This window comes from Martinezella lusitana, assembly GCF_900094565.1.
Taxonomy (GTDB): Bacteria; Pseudomonadota; Alphaproteobacteria; order Rhizobiales; family Rhizobiaceae; genus Rhizobium; species Rhizobium lusitanum.
In genome coordinates this window covers 222,120-235,355 of record NZ_FMAF01000004.1, presented here as the reverse complement: position 1 = coordinate 235,355, position 13,236 = coordinate 222,120, and the positions used below count along the sequence as shown (strand labels likewise).

Here is a 13,236-nt window from a genome sequence, read left to right as displayed (position 1 = left end):
AACCAGGTCCGGCGGCTGACGCCGCCGGAGAGCTGCGGATAAGATCTTCGATCAGAAAACCTTGGAGAACTGATCGATATTCGTGGCGTTGTAGACGAACGGATCGGCCATGGCGGCTTCGCCGTTTTCGCCAACCTTGATCTTGCCCATGCGACCGGCATTGATCTCGCTGCCCGGCTTGCCGTCGGTCTCACCCTTGACGAGGCGGTAAGCGATCTGCGTTGCCGAATAACCAAGGTCGATCGGGTTCCAGATCGCGAATTCCTTCGTCGCGCCCGACTTGATGGCGCCGGCCATTTCCGACGGCAGGCCGAGACCGGTCACGTAGACCTTGCCGATCTTGCCGGCATCCTTGACGGCCTGTGACGCGGCCAGCACGCCGACGGTGGTCGGAGCGACGATGACCTTGACTTCCGGATGCGAGGTCAGGAGGCCCTGGGCTTCGCGATAGCTCTTGTCCGAAAGGTCGTCGCCGTAAACAGTGGTTACCAGGTTAAGGCCCGGGAAGTCCTTGAGCTGCTTCTTCATCTCGCCGATCCAGATGTTCTGGTTGGTCGAGGTCGTCGTGGCCGACAGGATGGCGAAGTCGCCCTTGCCGCCGTCAAGATGATCCTTGGCGAGCGTCAGGCACATCTTGCCGATCAGCGCGTTCGAAGAGGGGTTCAGCTGCAGGATGCGGCCGGCCGGCGCGACGCCGGAATCCCAGGAGATGACCTTGATGCCGCGTTGTGTTGCCTTCTTCAGGGCAGGGACGACAGCGTCCGGATCGTTGGCGGAAATGGCGATCGCATCGACACCCTGCGCGATCAGCGAGTTGATCACTTCGATCTGGCCTTCGGCCGTGGTCGAGGTCGGGCCGGTGTAGATCACCTGCACGCCGCCGAGGTCCTTGGCTGCTTCCTGGGCGCCCTTGTTGGCGGCCTCGAAGAAGCCGTTGCCCAGCGACTTCACCACAAGACCGATCTTGATGTCTTTCGCGCTTGCCGTGCCGGCCATCAATGCCGCAGCGAGTGCGACGCCGATCGCCAGTTTCTTTGCTATGTTCATGTTTCTTCCTCCCAAGTTGATAGGCCATGCTCACCCCGCCACAGCCGCGTCCCTTATGCGACCGACGGGGAATCTTCCTCCTCGGCCTCAGCCGAAACGCTTGTAATAATCAGCGATACGCCTGCATCCTCGATCATCCGCACGGTGTCTGCCGAAATGCCGTCATCGGTGATGATCGTCGTTACTTGCTCGAGCGGGCAAAGGATCAGGCTGGAGCGCTGACGGAATTTGCTCGAATCGACCATGAGGATGAGTTCGTCGGCCTGGCGCATCAGCTTCTGCTCGCTCTGGATCAGCAGCCCGTCGGCCTCCATGATGCCGAGCGGGCCGACGCCCTGCGCGCCGATGAACATGCGTCGTGCGTAGAAATTGCGTGTCGTGTCGTTGTCGAAGGGCGAGAGAATCAGGCTCTGCTCGCGATAGATCGCGCCGCCCGGAACCGTCACCGTATTTTTCGAATGCTTGACCAGATGTTCGGCGATGGCGAAGGAATTGGTCATCACCTGCAGCCGGAAACCCGAAATGTAATGCACCAGCTGAAAGGTGGTCGTGCCGCCATTGATGATGATGGCGTCGCCCGGATTGCACAATTCAGCGGCCTTGCGCGCAATTGCGCGTTTCTTATCGATATTGACCGCTTCTGAGACACGGAAGGGGCGGCCGGCCAGATTGCCGAGCTGCGGAGGGTGGATCGATTCTGCGCCACCACGGACGCGGCGGATCTTCCCTTGGACATGCAGGGCTGCGATATCACGGCGTATCGTCGCTTCCGAAGCTTCTGTCAGCTCGGAAATATCCTGAATGGTCACCACAGGCTTTTCCTGTACGGCGCTCAGAATAATGCGATGGCGTTCACGTTCGTGCATCGGCTCCTCCTTGTTGGCGGTTATTTCGCAAATATGACAAAGTGTCAATCATAAACGATCATAAACTTTCATATTGCATCGCAGCATTATCGAATATGATCGTTTTCGATTGACAAGGTGACTGTGTGTGAGCGATACCCTGCTCACAAAGAGTGGTACCTGCATGTTCCGGTTCCGCTTGCAAGACTTGATTTCAAGGGAGGATGACATGGCGGCTGACGTTCAGCTTCTGAAGAACCGTTGGGATGATGCATATGCGGCCGGCCTCGATGAGCCGGGCAAACTGCTTTACCGGTCCAACCTGCTTGGCGCCGACAAGCGTATCACCAACTACGGTGGCGGCAACACGTCGGCCAAGGTCATGGAAACCGATCCGCTGACCGGCGAGAAGGTGAGGGTTCTCTGGGTCAAGGGCTCCGGCGGTGATGTCGGCACCATCAAGCTCGATGGGTTTGCCACGCTCTACCAGCAAAAGCTCGATAGTCTGAAGGCCATCTATCAAGGCGTCGCCGATGAGGATCGCATGGTCGGCTTCCTGCCGCATTGCACCTTCAATCTCAATGCGCGCGCTGCCTCCATCGATACGCCGCTGCATGGCTTCGTGCCGTTCACCCATGTCGACCACATGCACCCCGATGCCATCATCGCCATCGCCGCCTCGAAGAATTCGCGCGAACTGACACGGGAGATCTTCGGCGAGGAGATCGGCTGGCTGCCATGGCGCCGTCCCGGCTTCCAGCTCGGCCTCGATCTCGAAGCCTTCGTCAAGGCGCATCCGAATGCCAAGGGCGTCGTGCTCGAAAGCCACGGCCTGTTCACCTGGGACAATGACGCCAAAGCCTGCTACGAGCTGACGCTTCAGATCATCAACAAGGCCATCGAATGGTTTGCCGCCAAGACCGAAGGGAAGACGATCTTCGGCGGTGCGGCCGTCCAGAGCCTGCCACAGGCCGAACGGCGTGCGATCGCTGCGCGGCTGATGCCGGAAATTCGCGGCCGGATCGGCAAGGCGGAGCGTAAGCTCGGCGACTTCGACGATCAGGCTGCCGTGCTCGAATTCGTCAACTCCAGGAATTTGCGGCCGCTCGGTGCGCTCGGCACGAGCTGCCCGGACCATTTCCTGCGCACGAAGATCCGCCCGCTGATCGTCGATTTCGATCCGGCCAAGCCCGATGTCGATGCCGTTATCGCCGGTCTCGACAAGGCGCTGGAAGACTACCGCGCCGATTACGCCCGCTATTACAACGACTGCAAGCACGACAACTCGCCCGCCATGCGTGATCCCAATCCGGTGATCTTCCTGGTGCCGGGCGTCGGCCTGCTGTCCTTTGCCCGTGACAAGGCGACCGCCCGTATCGCCGGCGAATTCTATGTCAACGCCATCAACGTCATGCGCGGCGCCTCCACCGTGTCCGAATATCAGGGCCTGCCGGAGCAGGAAGCTTTCGATATCGAATACTGGCTGCTGGAAGAGGCAAAGCTGCAGCGCATGCCGAAGCCGAAGAGCCTTGCCGGCAAGGTTGCCTTCGTCACCGGCGGTGCCGGCGGTATCGGTCGCGCCACGGCGGCGCGTCTGGCCGGCGAGGGCGCCTGCGTGGTGCTGGCGGATATCGATCACGCGGCACTTGAGGGGACGCACGAGGATTTCGCCAAGAAATTCGGTGCCGATACGGTGCGCAGCGTCAAGCTCGATGTCACCAAGGAAGACGCTGTCATTTCCTCCTTTGCCGAGGCCTGCGTCGAATTCGGCGGCATCGACATTCTGGTATCCAACGCCGGCATCGCCTCCTCGGCGCCGATCGAAACCACCGAGCTTTCGATGTGGAACCGTAATATCGACATCCTCGCGACAGGCTACTTCCTCGTTTCACGGGAGGCTTTCCGGCTGTTCCGTCGGCAGAACCTCGGCGGCAATGTCGTGTTCGTCGCCTCGAAGAATGGCCTTGCTTCATCGCCGAATGCGGCGGCCTATTGCACGGCCAAGGCCGCCGAGATCCATCTCGCACGTTGCCTGGCGCTGGAAGGTGCCGAAGCCGGCATTCGCGTCAACACGGTCAACCCGGATGCCGTCCTGCGCGGTTCGAAGATCTGGAACGGCGAATGGCGCGAACAGCGGGCGGCCTCTTCGAAGATCGAGGTGGACGAACTCGAGGAACATTACCGCAAGCGCTCGATGCTGAAGCTCAACGTCTTTCCGGAGGACATTGCCGAGGCGATCTACTTCCTGGCTTCGGACCTTTCCGCCAAGTCGACAGGCAATATCATCAACGTCGACGCCGGCAACGCGCAAAGCTTCACGCGGTGATGGATACGCTCTCCCTTCTCCCCGACGGGGAGAAGGTGGCCCGAAGGGTCGGATGAGGGGGCGCGGCAAAACGCAGTTTTATCTTTCGCTGGTGCTCAAGATACTCGTCGCCACGCTCCTTGTCCCCCTCATCTGCCCGTTGGGCATCTTCTCCCCGCTGGGGAGAAGAGGAGGCCGCACGATCGAAACGCTGTAACATTTCGAATGACGTATCTGGGAGGAAAGAATGGCCGAGTTTAGAATTGCGCCTGATCTGGTCGCTGCCGAAAACGACAAGCGCGCCGCTGCGCTCAAATCCGATTACGAGGCGCTGGGCGCCACACTCGCCCGCCGTGGCGTCGATATCGAAACCGTGACGACGAAGGTCTCGGAATTCTTCGTCGCCGTCCCGTCCTGGGGTGTCGGCACCGGCGGCACGCGCTTTGCCCGCTTCCCTGGCACCGGCGAGCCACGCGGCATTTTCGACAAGCTCGACGATTGCGCCGTCATTCAGCAATTGACGCGCGCAACGCCCAAGGTCTCGCTGCATATCCCTTGGGACAAGGCGGATCCCCGCGAATTGAAGGCGAAGGGCGATGCGCTCGGCCTCGGCTTCGATGCCATGAATTCCAACACTTTCTCCGATGCGCCCGGCCAGGCGCATTCCTATAAGTTCGGTTCGCTCAGCCATGTCGATGCCGCAACCCGCGCCCAGGCCGTCGAGCACAACATCGAATGTATCGAGATCGGCAAGGCGATCGGCTCGAAGGCGCTGACCGTCTGGATCGGCGACGGTTCGAACTTTCCCGGACAGAGCAATTTCACGAGGGCATTCGAGCGCTATCTCGCGTCCATGGCGGATATCTACAAGGCGCTGCCTGATGACTGGCGGTTGTTTTCCGAACACAAGATGTACGAGCCGGCCTTCTATTCCACGATCGTGCAGGATTGGGGCACCAACTACCTGATCGCGCAGACACTGGGCCCGAAAGCCCACTGCCTTGTCGACCTCGGCCATCACGCGCCGAACACCAACATCGAAATGATCGTCGCGCGCCTCATTCAGTTCGGCAAGCTTGGCGGCTTCCACTTCAACGATTCCAAATATGGCGATGACGATCTCGACGCCGGCGCCATCGAGCCCTACCGCCTGTTCCTCGTCTTCAACGAGTTGGTCGATGCCGAACGGCGCGGCGTCAACGATTTCAATCCGGCGCACATGATCGACCAATCGCACAATGTCACCGATCCGATCGAGAGCCTGATTTCCAGCGCCAACGAGATCCGCCGCGCTTATGCGCAGGCGCTGATCGTCGACCGAAATGCGCTGGCGGACTATCAGGATGCCAACGACGCGCTGATGGCGTCGGAAACGCTGAAGCGCGCCTATCGCGCCGATGTCGAGCCGATCCTCGCCGAAGCCCGCCGTCGCGCCGGCGGCGCCATCGATCCCGTCGCGACCTACAGGGCAAGCGGCTATCGCCGCAAGGTTGCCGGCGAACGACCGACCTCGGTTGGCGGCAGCGGCGGGATTATCTGAGGACCTTATAGTTCCGGTGGATTGGCGAACGGATCGAGCGAGCGAACATCCATTAACTCGAAGTGTCTCAGGTTCCGGGTGAGAACCGTGTAATCATGCCGCAGCGCCGTTGCGGCGATGGCTGCATCTTCGAACCCAGGGTTTCCGCCACGCCCGACCGCTTGGTCGAACAGGCGACCGGCGATGCGGGCCGTTGCCGCGTCGAACGCCAGGATACGTTCGCCATAGAGATGGAGGACGAGCGCGAGCCATTCGCCAAGCAGACTGGCTTTCTGGCTGGCACCTGTTCGATGGGCCTTCGCGATCCCAGTTTCTATTTCAGCGACGGTTATCGCGGATAGGAAAAGCCGATCGGCATGGGCCGCAACCCATGCCCGAACCGTTTGTGACAGTAAATCTTGCGCACGCAGCGGCGATGTCGCGGAAATGATGTTCGTATCCAGAAGATACATCAGATATCGTTATCGCGCAGCAGTCGGCCCGGCTTGCGCACGGGCAGGTCGTCATCTTCCAGCGGTGCATTGGTTAGCAACCAACCAAAGGACGGAACCTGCTTCAGCTTTTGATATTCGTCATAGGAAATGATGACGGCGGTGCGTTCGCCATGGCGGGTGATGACGGCCGCATTGCCGCTGAGAGCGTCATCGACAACGGCGGAAAGTGTTGCCTTCGCATCCTTCAACTGAATTTCTCTCATAGGTCACCTATATGACTAGTGTAGTCATAATATAGGCCCCACCTCTTGCTCCGTCAATATTCGAAGTCAATAGCCAAGCGCGATGCCATCCTTGCGGTGGTCGGATCCGCCGAGCAGGATGCCGCGCTCGTGATCGATCATGATCGCTTGCGCACCGCCGATCGGCTCGTCCGCCCATTCGACGACATGGCCGCGGCGTTCGAGATTTCGCTTGGTTTCTTCCGATATCGTCGGCTCCAGCGACAGCTTGCCGCCGAAGCAGAAGCTGCGTGGCTGGTCGCTTGCCTGCTGCGGATCGAGATCGCGGTCGAGGATCTGGGTCAGCATATGGGCATGGCCAGCCGCCTGATATTGCCCGCCCATGATGCCGAAGCTCATGAGCACCTTGCCGTTTTCCATCAGCATCGCCGGGATGATCGTGTGGAAGGGCAGTTTGCCGGGGCCGATGGCGTTTGGATGGCCCTGCTTGACGACGAAGCCGGCGCCGCGGTTTTGCAGCAGGACACCCGAGCGCGGGGCATAGATGCCGCTGCCGAAGGCCATGAAGACCGAATTGATCAGTGAAATGGTGTTGCCATCGCGATCGACGACGGAGACGTAGACGGTGTCGCGATGCGTCGGCCCATCCCAGATTTTGGCATCGGCGGCGCGCTCGAGGCTGATCTTTGCCCGCATGGCCGCGACCGAGTGCTCCGACAGCAGTTCGTCTATGTCGAAGGTCAGATAATCGGGATCGCAGATCAGTTGATCGCGCATGGCATAGCCCGCCTTGGTCGCTTCGGCATGCAGGTGGATGCGATCGGCTTCGGAAAGCTTCGGGTCGCGAAGATCGAAACCGTCGAGGATGCGGGTGATCAGCAACGCCGCAAGGCCCTGACCGTTCGGAGGGCATTCCAGAAGATCGCGGCCGCGGAACTTGCCGGAGATCGGCTTGGTCTCGAACGCCTTGTAGTCGGCGAAATCGCTTTCCTCGTGCAGGCCGCCCAGCGATTTCAGAAGCGCGGTGATCTCCTCGGCCACCGGGCCGCGATAGAAGGCGTTGCGGCCATCCCTGGCGATGGCCTTCAGCGTCGCGGCGAGGGCGGGATTGGTGACGCGTTCACCCGTTCTCGGCGCCCGGCCGTTCGGCAGGAAGTAGGCGGCCGAATCCTGATATTTGGCGACGCGGTCGCTGTAACGATGCCAGTCGAGTTCGACACGCGGCGTGATGCAATAGCCGTCTTCCGCGGCGGCGATGGCCGGAGCCAGTACGCGGCCCATATCCAGCCTGCCGTAGGTGCCGATCAGCCGGCACCATGCATCGATCGCGCCGGGAATGGTGACGGCATGTGGGCTGTCGTCGGGAATGGCGGTGAAGCCCTGTTCGAGGAAATAGTCGAGTTTTGCCTTTTGTGGCGCGCGGCCGGAGCCGTTGAGCGCGACCGGCATGCCGCCGGCGGCACTATAGAGGGCGAAGCAGTCGCCGCCGATGCCGGTCATGTGGGGATCGATGACCGACTGCAGCGCGACCGCAGCGACCGCGGCGTCGACGGCATTGCCGCCGGCACGCAGGATGTCGACGGCGGCGAGTGTTGCCAGCGGATGGGAGGTGGCGGCCATGCCCTTGTCCGAAACGGTGACCGAACGGCCGGGCTTGAAAAAGTCTCGCTGCTGCATGTCGTCGACGTCCTCTGTCTGCCTTGTGTGCATCCGCGCGCATGGCGCGGCGTCGATAGTGTTTTACGGTGTTTTTTCCGTCATGGAAGCCATGGCCTTGCCGCGTTGTGATTTTCAAACATCTTGTCATCAACCGATCGTGCTATCGGCCAGCCAAGCAGCGAAAATATCCGGATATTTGTCATGTTCATCTGTCAGGTTCGGGATGAAGCGGCCCGCCGTGCGGTGGCAATCACGCTAGGGTCGGCTTTTTTGACGCGCTTGCGTCGGATGGTCACTTTCGAGTGGCCCGGGCGTCGGAATTGAGTATTGTCGGCGGTAGTGGCGGCCTTGATTTGATTGTCGAAGGCCATCTCGAAAGATAGGGCTTGCGCTCGATTAGGTGAGGAAAATCAATATGACGACTGACATTAACGGCTTTGCCGGGCGCCTGAAGCGTCGCGAGAATGGCGGTATGATCTCTGCCTGGATCGGCACACCCGACCCGCTGTTCGTCAATCACCTGGCGCAGGAAGACTTCGATACCGTTGTGCTGGATATGCAGCATGGCATGTGGGACATGGCGTCGGCCGCCAACGGCATTGCGCATGTAAGGCTCGCCGGCAAGCCGGCGATCGCCCGCATCCCGGTCGGCGATTTCGCCTCCGCCTCGCGGCTTCTGGATGCGGGTGCCTCCGCCATCATCGCGCCGATGATCAATTCCGCCGATGACGCTCGCGCTCTGGTGAAGGCGACGAAATATCCGCCGCTCGGCGAGCGTAGCTGGGGGCCTTCGCTTGCGCTCAATCATTTCGGCATTTCAGCGGAAGACTATCTGCAGAGCGCCAATAGTCTGACCGTCACCATCGCTATGGTGGAAACCCGCATGGCGCTCGACGCCATCGACGAGATACTTGCTGTCGATGGTATCGATGGCATTTTTGTCGGCCCATCCGATCTTTCCATCGCGCTTTCGAACGGTGCGCGATTGGCGCCGGAAAGTGCGGCGATCGATCAGGCGCTGTCGACGGTGCTTGCACGTTGCCGCGCCCATGGCAAGGTGATCTGCGCCTTCGGCGGCGATGGCGATCGCGCCGGGCAATATCTGAAACTTGGCCTCGATCTGGTCATCGCCGGCGCGGAAACGGCGCAGTTGCGGGCCGGTGCCCGCACGGCCATTCAGACTGCACGAAAAATCGCTAGTTCATAAACGATTGGGTAGCAAAGAGGCTGCCCGGGAGCACTTCCGGGCATGCCATTGCCACTATCTGCGATGTCGATCCGCAGTTTCGGATCCGCCGATATCGGCCCAAACGGCAGATCCGGAGAATCCGGTCAGCGAGCTCGGGCTGCGAACGATGGGTTTTGTTAGTTTACGAGCTTTACGTAGCAGGGCCTATAAGTCTCCAAACCACAACCGCCACCGACGGCTTGTGCCGGCGTGATCGTGTTTTGGATGGCGATCGCTGCAAGCGCGACGGCAATGATTGTCAAAACAGTTTTGGTATATTTGTCCATGAGCTATTCTTTCAAAAGTAGCGAGCAATGATTTGCACTTTAAAATTGCTTTTATGAATGTCAATTACAAAAAGTTGCATTAAGCAATTTGCTGTCGAGCATATGCGCCGGCGGGGCCTGCTGGTCTTTCCGTTGCGATGAGCGCGGCTCCGCGCTTGCGTCGCCATTCGCCGGCGGGCATTGTCAGGCTGATATGACGGAGCAGAAAGATTTGTCGAAAGTGCATGGATGGGGACTAGGGCGCGGCTTGCGGCGCGAAGCTGGCCAGCGCGTGACCTTGCGAACGGTCGCGACTGCTCTCGGCCTTTCGGTCACAACCGTCAGCCGGGCTTTGAAAGAGGGACCCGAGGTCAATCGCGAGACGATCGAGCTGGTCAAGCGAGCGGCGAGCGAGCTTGGTTATCGCCCCAATCTTGGCGGTATCAATCTGCGCACCGGCAAGACCCACGCCATCGGCATCGTGCTGCCATTCGGGCGTGAGGGCGAGGTGAATATTGTCGTCGCCTCGCTGATCGAGGGTGCGTCGCGCTACATGAAGGCGCGGGGATACCGGACCACCATCGTGCCGCAACTGCAGGCGGATGATCCCTTCGCGACGGTGCGCGATATCGTCGAGGAAGGGTCCGTCGACGGCATCATCATCACGCATACGACGCCGCAGGACGACCGCGTCAAATATCTGCTTGAGGTCGGCATGCCTTTTGTTACTTTCGGCCGCACCGAATTGTTGAGCGTCCATCCGAGCATAGACCTCGATCATGAGGTGATCGGCGCGCACGCCGCGCGCCTGCTTCTGGATGCCGGCCATCGCAAGCCGTTGCTGATCGCGCCCAGCAGTCAATTCACCTATAGCCTCCAGTTCGTCCGGGGATGGCGCAAGGCCTTTGCCGAGCGGCATCTCGATGTTACGGGCGAACAGATCCACTTCACGGCGGGAACGCCGGATAATGGTCGCGAATTGGCAAAGCGCGTCGTCACGCAAAATCCGGAAGCGACCGCCGCCTTCGTCGCGAGCGAGGAGGCGGCTCTGGGCTTCCTGGCCGGCTTGCGGGACGCAGGCCGACAGGGTGGGCAGGATTTCGCGCTGATCACCTATGGCGGCACGGCATTGCCCGATTTCTTCAATCCACCGCTCAGTACTTTCTATTACTCCAATCATGCGATCGGCGAGCGGTTGGCCGCCTTTCTAACCCTGGCGATCGCCGGTGACGATCCCGCTGAGCTACGCGAAATCGTTCAGGCCGAATTCGTCGATCACAATAGTCAGCTACTCTCTGCCTGATATGCGCAGCAGTCGGGAACATCAGCCGAGCCGTAGAAGATATTCGTAACGTTACAATTTCGCGCATTTATAGGAAATGCCGCGCCTGTTGCCAAGAAAATGATCGCTTGACAGCATCATGATTATCCAACAATCGTAACGTTACGAATTGTCATTCGGAGGGGTTTGAGGCTCCGATTGGCAAAAATATCGACGAGGGCACGGAAGCCCTGCCGCAGGCGGGCAGCCACATTCCAAGGGAGGATGACGTGAGCCAAGGCGCGCTTTTTTTCGGATCGCCAATCTGGACGTTCAACTGGAACCCGCCTTACGCGGCACCGCTGCGGCGACTTGCCCGCACCGGCTGCAAGGGCTTCGAGCTCACCGCATGGTCGGTCGACATGCTGGCCTATTACACGCAGGAGACCATTCGCGAGCTGAAGCAGATCGCCGGTGGCGAGGGGCTGGTGCTCACCAACTTCTTCTTCAATCTGCCCTTCAGCCGCGTGGCGGAAGCGGCGACTTCAAGCGTCGATCTCGATGGCTACAAGCGCGGAATGGATGTGGCGGCGGAGATCGGCACGCCCATCGTCACCAGCATGACGCCCTATCCCTTTCAGTCCGACGTCAAGCCGATCTTGCAACGGCCGATTTCGCAGGAGTGGACAGCGGCGGTCGAGCCGCAATGGGACTGGACGGGCGAATATGATGTGGTCATCGATGGTTTTGCCAAGGCTTGCGAAATCGCTGCTTCGGCGGGCCTGCGCGTGGCGATCGAGCCGCATCCCTATCGCTGGGTCAGCTCTGGCCAAGGCATGCAGCGTCTGATCGAGCGCACAGGCGCTCCCAACCTCGGCCTGAATTTCGATCCGAGCCACCTCTTTCCGGCCGGCGACATGCCGCACTACGTCGTGCTGGCACTCGGCGACCGCATCTTCAACACCCATTTCTCCGACAATGAGGGCCATACCAATGCCCACTGGCGGCCGGGGCGCGGCAAGATCGACTGGAAGGCGATTTTCGCGGCACTGCAGGCGATCGGCTATTCCGGTCCGATCACGCTGGAGCTGGAGGATGCGCCGGGAGCGTCTCACTGGACGCATTTCCGTGAAGCGACACCGGAATTCGACGAGGAGATGCGACGCGGCATGAGCTATCTGCGCGCCGCCGCCGCCGAACTCGACATCATCATTTCCTAGAGGCAATCCCAATGAGCAATGAGCCCATGAAAGTCGGCATCGTCGGCGCCGGCAATATCAGCGCCACCTATGTCGCAACCCTGCATATGTTCGATTTTATCCGTGTGAAATCGATCTACGATCTCTATGATTCATCGGCGCAGAAGCTGGCTGCGCAGTTCGGTATTGAGGCCGTGCCGCTGGATACGATGTTGGCCGATCCGGAAATCGGCCTGATCATCAATTTGACGACGCCAGTCTCGCATTATGCCATCAGCAAGAAGGCGCTTCTTGCCGGCAAGCATGTCTATTCCGAAAAGCCGCTAGGCGTTTCCATGGCGGAGGCCGAGGAACTCATGTCGATCGCCCGTGCCGGTGACCTGCGGCTCGGTTGCGCGCCCGACACCTTCCTCGGCGGCGGTCATCAATTGACACGGCGGCTGCTGGATGAAGGCCGCATCGGCAAGACGATCTCGGCCACCGCCATGCTGCTCTTGCCCGGCCATGAGCATTGGCATCCCAATCCGGCCTTCTTCTACGGCCGTGGCGGTGGGCCGATGCTGGATGTCGGTCCCTATTACGTGACCAACCTCATTGCCTTGCTCGGCCCCGTGCGCGAGGTTTTCGGCACCGCAAAGATCACTCGCATCGAGCGCATGGTGAAGACCGATCCGCATCGCGGCGAGACGATCAAGGTACTGGTGCCGACGCATCTGACTGGCGTCATGGAGTTCCATAGCGGCGCGACGGTGACCATCGCGACCAGCTTCGATGTCATCAAGCACAAGCACAACCAGATCGAGCTTTATGGCTCGGAGGGAACCATGGTGACGCCGGATCCGAACAACTTTACCGGCAAGGTCGAGATATTCCGCGAAGGCACTGATGCCTGGGAGGAGGTTCCGGTCGACCATCCCTATACCGAGGGTGTGCCCGGCCATCTCGGGCTGCGCGGTTTGGGCGCGGCTGAAATGGTTGATTCCCTTCGCTCGGGACGCCAGCATCGGGTATCGTCGGAACTTGCCTTCCACGCCCTGGAAGTCATGACGGCATTCGAGCGGTCGGCCCAGTCACGCGGCGTGGTTGCAATCCACAGCAGCTGTGGTCGTCCGGATCCGATAGATCGCACAATTAATGAGGGACGTTTCGCATAGGCTGCGCTATAGGTTGGGAAAATGCAGTCCTTTCGGACTGTGGGCTTGACGAAGGG

The 13,236-nt window shown here is 60.2% G+C and carries 11 protein-coding genes; 6 read left to right on the top strand and 5 right to left on the bottom strand.

All coding sequences use genetic code 11. The features are described 5' to 3' along the window. Nucleotides 1–51: 51 nt before the first annotated feature. Nucleotides 52–1,047, bottom strand: a complete 996-nt coding sequence (rhaS, locus tag GA0061101_RS10455; RefSeq protein ID WP_037192463.1) for a rhamnose ABC transporter substrate-binding protein — start codon at nt 1,045–1,047, stop codon at nt 52–54. Nucleotides 1,048–1,100: 53 nt separating this feature from the next. Next, entirely contained in the window at nt 1,101–1,913 is an 813-nt protein-coding gene (locus tag GA0061101_RS10450) for a DeoR/GlpR family DNA-binding transcription regulator (protein WP_037192461.1), read from the bottom strand. Between the two features lie 208 nt (nt 1,914–2,121). Between GA0061101_RS10450 and GA0061101_RS10445 the strand changes: the two genes are divergently transcribed. Next, on the top strand, nt 2,122–4,218 hold the full coding sequence (locus GA0061101_RS10445) for a bifunctional rhamnulose-1-phosphate aldolase/short-chain dehydrogenase (RefSeq protein WP_037192459.1): 2,097 nt from the start codon (nt 2,122–2,124) through the stop codon (nt 4,216–4,218). A gap of 226 nt (nt 4,219–4,444) precedes the next feature. Next, nucleotides 4,445–5,737 (top strand): L-rhamnose catabolism isomerase, encoded by a 1,293-nt coding sequence (gene rhaI / locus GA0061101_RS10440; RefSeq protein WP_037192457.1) that lies wholly within the window; start codon nt 4,445–4,447, stop codon nt 5,735–5,737. Nucleotides 5,738–5,742: 5 nt separating this feature from the next. Here the strand turns inward: rhaI and GA0061101_RS10435 are convergent, their stop codons facing one another. The 3 genes from GA0061101_RS10435 to ggt all read right to left on the bottom strand — a co-directional run bounded on the left by GA0061101_RS10435 (nt 5,743) and on the right by ggt (nt 8,090). Continuing rightward, a complete protein-coding gene (locus tag GA0061101_RS10435) occupies nt 5,743–6,189 on the bottom strand; it encodes a type II toxin-antitoxin system VapC family toxin (protein ID WP_037192455.1) in 447 nt (148 codons plus the stop codon). Continuing rightward, complete coding sequence (locus GA0061101_RS10430; protein ID WP_037192453.1) at nt 6,189–6,434, bottom strand: type II toxin-antitoxin system Phd/YefM family antitoxin; 246 nt, start codon at nt 6,432–6,434, stop codon at nt 6,189–6,191. The genes GA0061101_RS10435 and GA0061101_RS10430 overlap by 1 nt, the downstream gene beginning before the upstream one ends. Nucleotides 6,435–6,500: 66 nt before the next feature. Further along, on the bottom strand, nt 6,501–8,090 hold the full coding sequence (ggt, locus tag GA0061101_RS10425; protein WP_037193204.1) for a gamma-glutamyltransferase: 1,590 nt from the start codon (nt 8,088–8,090) through the stop codon (nt 6,501–6,503). 397 nt (nt 8,091–8,487) lie between these two features. On the opposite strand from ggt, the gene GA0061101_RS10420 reads away from it, so the two are divergent. The 4 genes from GA0061101_RS10420 (at nt 8,488) to GA0061101_RS10405 (ending at nt 13,180) form a co-directional block, all read left to right on the top strand. Beyond that, nucleotides 8,488–9,279, top strand: a complete 792-nt coding sequence (locus GA0061101_RS10420; protein WP_037192451.1) for an HpcH/HpaI aldolase family protein — start codon at nt 8,488–8,490, stop codon at nt 9,277–9,279. Nucleotides 9,280–9,807: 528 nt separating this feature from the next. After that, nucleotides 9,808–10,869 (top strand): LacI family transcriptional regulator, encoded by a 1,062-nt coding sequence (locus GA0061101_RS10415; protein WP_245297469.1) that lies wholly within the window; start codon nt 9,808–9,810, stop codon nt 10,867–10,869. A 248-nt stretch (nt 10,870–11,117) separates the two neighbouring features. Then, nucleotides 11,118–12,047, top strand: coding sequence for a sugar phosphate isomerase/epimerase family protein (locus GA0061101_RS10410; RefSeq protein ID WP_037192445.1), 930 nt, complete (start codon nt 11,118–11,120; stop codon nt 12,045–12,047). Nucleotides 12,048–12,058: 11 nt separating this feature from the next. Continuing rightward, the gene (locus tag GA0061101_RS10405) at nt 12,059–13,180 is read left to right on the top strand and encodes a Gfo/Idh/MocA family protein (RefSeq protein ID WP_092573577.1); all 1,122 of its coding nucleotides are present in this window, start codon (nt 12,059–12,061) and stop codon (nt 13,178–13,180) included. Nucleotides 13,181–13,236 lie beyond the last annotated feature (56 nt).

Bases quoted from the DNA above. Each gene is read 5' to 3' on its own strand.
- rhaS (WP_037192463.1), bottom strand. From the start codon at position 1,047: ATGAACATAGCAAAGAAACTGGCGATCGGCGTCGCACTCGCTGCGGCA.
- GA0061101_RS10450 (WP_037192461.1), bottom strand. From the start codon at position 1,913: ATGCACGAACGTGAACGCCATCGCATTATTCTGAGCGCCGTACAGGAA.
- GA0061101_RS10445 (WP_037192459.1), top strand. From the start codon at position 2,122: ATGGCGGCTGACGTTCAGCTTCTGAAGAACCGTTGGGATGATGCATAT.
- rhaI (WP_037192457.1), top strand. From the start codon at position 4,445: ATGGCCGAGTTTAGAATTGCGCCTGATCTGGTCGCTGCCGAAAACGAC.
- GA0061101_RS10435 (WP_037192455.1), bottom strand. From the start codon at position 6,189: ATGTATCTTCTGGATACGAACATCATTTCCGCGACATCGCCGCTGCGT.
- GA0061101_RS10430 (WP_037192453.1), bottom strand. From the start codon at position 6,434: ATGAGAGAAATTCAGTTGAAGGATGCGAAGGCAACACTTTCCGCCGTT.
- ggt (WP_037193204.1), bottom strand. From the start codon at position 8,090: ATGCAGCAGCGAGACTTTTTCAAGCCCGGCCGTTCGGTCACCGTTTCG.
- GA0061101_RS10420 (WP_037192451.1), top strand. From the start codon at position 8,488: ATGACGACTGACATTAACGGCTTTGCCGGGCGCCTGAAGCGTCGCGAG.
- GA0061101_RS10405 (WP_092573577.1), top strand. From the start codon at position 12,059: ATGAGCAATGAGCCCATGAAAGTCGGCATCGTCGGCGCCGGCAATATC.